The following is a 4463-nucleotide window of genomic DNA, read 5'->3' on the forward strand; positions in this document are numbered from 1 at the left end:
CCCTCTGCGTGCGGGTTATTTCAGATAGGTTCGAGCGGGCGGCCATGGCCGTCATAGGCATGGGTCAGGACATGGCCGTGCGGGTCGGTAATGGTGCGAACGGAATCGCCATCAGAGTAGGTATAGGTCGCGCTGTCCTGCTGCATATCCGTGCCCACGGCGGAACGCTCGATCCGCTTGCGGCCCGCCGGATCGTACAGCACCTCCGACACCCGGGTCTTGCCCGCCTCCCACGGGACTGTCACCCGGATGGCGCGGTCCAGCGCGTCATAGTCGGTCACCGTCACCCGGCCCAGCGGGTCGGTCACGCTCTGCGGCTGATCGGTGGCGGTATAGAGCGTCGTGGTGACGGCATGCGGGATGCCCGGCATATCCGAGGCCCGCTTTTCCAGCGTCACCCGCCCGACATCGTCATAAATCCAGTCGGTGCGCGACAGAACCGTGGCGGCGGTTTGGGGTGCCACTGCTGTGGACCCGGCCCGCGTCTCCTCGTAAAGCGGCTGACGGCGGGTGTTGTAGTCCGCCGACACCTGTGCCCCGCGCGGTGTCACTTATTGATGGTTCTATTTCGTCGCTGAAAACAGTAATTTTTTTTGATGGAGAATATGCATTGCTTCCCGTTCGGTAAGCATCGATATGTTAAGATTCACACCGTTCTCTTTAATTGACAAAGAGCAACTGCTATTATTAATCCTCGATATACTTTTTAGCTCATCTAAACTAGCTGTGTAGTTAAATTTATTTGTACCTGAGCAGAAAATAAATCTATGAATGTATTCATCTCCTGCTGAAAATATTTTTGATTTTGGCAAATTATATATTTGAATGGAGCCATTATAGTTTCTGCAAATTACCTTATAGTAATTTCCAATTTTCTCTTCACTGCACGATTCTAAATGCTGAATCACTTGACCGTCTATGTCCGGAGAAAACTTAAAGTAGTGTTTTGGGTCTCTAAGAGCGGTGAGTATTACGTCGCTTTCGGAATCATAAATTGTGCCTATGAAACCGGTGTCCTTCATGAAGGATCGAAACATGAACCAAACTGGACGCTCATCTTCAATGTCAACATCAGACGACCTGACCCCGATCATATAAGTAAAAGCGGCAAGTCGCCACTGGCTTGGATTCTTGAAATACCTGTCACTGAGCGGACGAACATCGCCGCCCGACCAATCAAACAGGAAAATCAGAATAATCGCAGATGCCAGAAAAGCAGAGATGGCTGAACTCCTACGGGGCATCACAGCCTCCACACCATATCCAAGCAGTTATTTTCGCTTCAGCTTCAAGGCCAGTTAAGAACGTGCCTCCGAATACATCTCGGCGGACACCATGCCGCTCAAACACCCGGTGGTGGTAATTGGTAATCTGGACCGCAGAAAGCGACCCAAATATCAGGCCTTGCTGCGCTGCAATATCTTCTGCCACAGCCTCGATGTTAGCTCCGATTAGATCACGCGCGATACTCCGCATAATCGCCATGCGCTGCGCCGGGGTTCGTCCGGTCATGTTCAAGTGTCCGGCCAAGTTGCCATTGGCGATCTTGCCCAAGAAGCCGTAGTTCCATGTCACTTGTAAGGCCGTGATCCCGTAGGCGTCTCCCCTCAATGCGCGTGACCCGTAGTAGGTTTGCCGGTCGCCTTCATCACCCGCCTGTGTTTCCTGAGCATCAGTCGGAATTTGCTCCCCTGGTGCCGCTTTGTGTGCGCCAGCACTGACGACGCCGAGGGCGGTTCCTTTGCCAAGGGCGGTTACAACATCATTCAGCGAACCCTTTAACTGCCCGGATTCCTGATCCTTCTTCAGCATGCCTCCAAGTTCACTATTGGACTTTCCTTTCCTGCACGTCTCGAGCTGCGCGCACTGGCCCGCACTGATCAACCCCGTCGGATCAACCCCCATCAGCGGCGAGTCCTTCACATAGGCATACTGGTTCAGCCCATCCTTAATCCCAATCGGATCGAGCTGCATCCACCTCCCGTCCTGGGGATCGTATGCCCGGTTGGGCGTGTGATAAAGCCCTGTTTCTGCATCAAACCGCATCCCGGCATAGCGGAACTGTGGCCCGGCGGCTCCCGCCTGGGGGCTGTTGCCATAGGCGTCATAGGTATACGCCCCGCCCAGCTTGCCATCCGGCCGCAGCCAGCCGATGACGCTGCCCTGACGGTTGGGCAGCAGGCGGATCAGGCCGCCGGTGGGGCTGTGGATTGCCACGACCGCCCCGCCAGCGCCAGAGGCGCGGATGGTGCGTTCCTTGAGCGTGCCGGTGGGGTCGTAATTGCCCCACTCGATCCCGTCCAGCTCCAGGTACAGCGTCGTGACGCCGTTCACCTGTTTCCAGGCCCGCCCGCCCTCCGGGTAATAGCCATAGGTCGCGGCCATGCCGGGGGCGTTGGCACCCACCAGCATGTTGCGAGTGTCGTAGCGCCAGGTGCGGCCCGCCGCGCCCGTGCGGTTGCCACGGTCGTCATGGGTCTGGGTGACCCCGTCCACCCGGGTCAGGGCGTTGATGGGTGAGGCGGGGTCGTAGGCGGTGGTCTTGGTCAGGGTCGGGGCCGGCTGCCACAGGAAGGCGCTGTTATCCAGCGCCTCATTGATCAGGCCGCCGGCATCGTCGTAGCCATAGCTGGCGGCCAGCGATCCGCCCGACCAGGCGTGGCTGAGGTTCTTCAGCTGGCCGGCAATGTCATAGCCATAGGCGCTGCTGGCGGCCCCGCGCGTGGTGGCGGTACGACGGCCCAGCAGGTCGTAGCTGTGGCGCGTCACGGCCTCGGCACCGAAATCCACCCCCGTCACCCGGTTCAGGCCATCATAGCGCCAGCCCACCGTGGCACCCGACCAGGTGGCCCCTGTGCGGTTGCCGGCTTCGTCATACGTAAAGCTCATCGCCACGGTGGGGGCGACGCCGGTCACCCCCGTGGCGGGGCGGTTCAACGCGTCATAGGCGGTTGTCGCATTGACCAGAGGTTGGATATATTTCTATAGAATTCGGATGAGGATACACTAATAATGGCGAGAAGTCTATTTTCCAGAAATCAATCTCATATAATTTTCCGAAATTATCAAGATTTACGGATATTCTTACCAATACGCCATCTGCATCACAATAATCAGCATCTACAATTTTTCTTCCGATTATCCTATTTTTTTCACCAGAGAAGATAATGCTTCCCATCCCACCATCATTCATATCTCTAACCATGACATTATCGAGCCCGCCATCAATTAGATGAAGGCTTGAACATTTTGAGAGCAACTCCTTCACGAGTGCAACTTCAGGGCTACGGAGACGACGTAACCCGTCATGGTCGTGGTGGGGTGATTCGTCCAACATTGATTGTCCCATCCGGAAGTTTGAAGGCGCTGTAGTCAAGCTTAGTTCCATCTACAAGGACGCTGCTGCTGTACTGACCGCCTGGTAACGCTTCTCCAGTCTTCGATAGCTGCTGGTTGATTGCTTCTTGCACCGTCTGCCGGTCGAAACCGGCTTTCTCAACATGTCGAAATGTATGAGAAATTTGGTTCTCTACCGCACCGAAGCGCACAGTAACACTTTCAGCAGCTTGAACTACATCGTCGGTAACTCCCGCCAGCTTGCCCACCGCATTTGCACCAACTGCCCCCGCCGCAGCAAGGGTACCCGAACCAGCACCAGGGGCTACTCCTTCAGCAAGCCCTGCCAATGCCTGAGTAGCCCCAACAGGATTTGCCAGAGCTGCTGCGCCAACCTCAATCGCCACTGGAGCCGCCATAGCAGCAAAGGCGCCAATCAGGATGGCATCATCGACCTTGGTCTCAGATTGCGCGACACCAACGCCAACCTGTCGCCCCGCCTCGGCCAGTTTGTCGTCTCGTGGTGTGCCGCAGTAGCAAGCCAACCCCGTCGGGTCCACGCCCATCAGCGGCGAGTTCTTCACATAGGCATAGCGGTTCAGCCCATCCTTGATGCCAATCGGATCGAGCTGCATCCACCTCCCATCCTGAGGATCGTAAGCTCGGTTGGGCGTGTGGTACAGGCCTGTTTCGGCATCAAACCGCATCCCGGCATAGCGGAACTGCGGACCACCGGCCCCGGCCTGGGGTGAGTTGCCATAGGCGTCATACATAAACGCCCCGCCGAGCTTGCCATCCGGCCGCAGCCAGCCGATCACGCTGCCCTGCCGGTTGGGCAGCAGGCGGATCAGGCCGCCAGCGGGGGCGTGGATTGCTACCACGGCACCGCCAGTGCCAGAGGCGCGGATGGTGCGCTCCTTGAGCGTGCCGGCGGGGTCGTAGCTTCCCCACTCGATCCCGTCCAGCTCCAGATACAGGGTCGTGACGCCGTTGACCTGTTTCCAGGCGCGACCCTCCAACCCGGCTCCCAAAAAAATCTCACATCCCCGCTCTTGAACCGTGGTCAGTGCTTCTTACATCAGCACTATCCTGGGTCCGGGCCCCTCTGGCGTGATGGCGACAGCCTC

The 4463-nt window shown here is 57.3% G+C and carries 5 protein-coding genes; all 5 read right to left on the reverse strand.

Features of this window, described 5'->3' with window-relative positions; all coding sequences use genetic code 11:
* Positions 1-20: 20 nt before the first annotated feature.
* The 5 genes from Q0072_RS17900 to Q0072_RS17920 are packed head-to-tail and all read right to left on the reverse strand — an operon-like array spanning position 21 to position 4355.
* Entirely contained in the window at positions 21-551 is a 531-nt protein-coding gene (locus Q0072_RS17900) for a hypothetical protein (protein ID WP_298332916.1), read from the reverse strand.
* Between the two features lie 12 nt (positions 552-563).
* On the reverse strand, positions 564-1244 hold the full coding sequence (locus Q0072_RS17905) for a hypothetical protein (protein ID WP_298332917.1): 681 nt from the start codon (positions 1242-1244) through the stop codon (positions 564-566).
* Entirely contained in the window at positions 1234-2937 is a 1704-nt protein-coding gene (locus tag Q0072_RS17910; protein ID WP_298332918.1) for an RHS repeat-associated core domain-containing protein, read from the reverse strand. Before Q0072_RS17910 ends, Q0072_RS17905 begins: the two co-directional genes overlap by 11 nt.
* 4 nt (positions 2938-2941) lie before the next feature.
* Positions 2942-3337 carry a hypothetical protein gene (locus Q0072_RS17915; protein ID WP_298332919.1) on the reverse strand — a complete coding sequence of 132 codons (396 nt, stop codon included), beginning with the start codon at positions 3335-3337 and terminating at the stop codon, positions 2942-2944.
* Positions 3306-4355 carry an RHS repeat-associated core domain-containing protein gene (locus tag Q0072_RS17920; protein WP_298332920.1) on the reverse strand — a complete coding sequence of 350 codons (1050 nt, stop codon included), beginning with the start codon at positions 4353-4355 and terminating at the stop codon, positions 3306-3308. The genes Q0072_RS17915 and Q0072_RS17920 overlap by 32 nt, the downstream gene beginning before the upstream one ends.
* Between the last annotated feature and the right edge of the window lie 108 nt (positions 4356-4463).

The sequence above is a fragment of the Asticcacaulis sp. genome, from assembly GCF_027484505.1.
In the GTDB taxonomy this organism is placed as follows: Bacteria; Pseudomonadota; Alphaproteobacteria; order Caulobacterales; family Caulobacteraceae; genus Asticcacaulis.

Bases quoted from the DNA above. Each gene is read 5' to 3' on its own strand.
- Q0072_RS17915 (WP_298332919.1), bottom strand. From the start codon at position 3,337: ATGTTGGACGAATCACCCCACCACGACCATGACGGGTTACGTCGTCTC.
- Q0072_RS17905 (WP_298332917.1), bottom strand. From the start codon at position 1,244: ATGCCCCGTAGGAGTTCAGCCATCTCTGCTTTTCTGGCATCTGCGATT.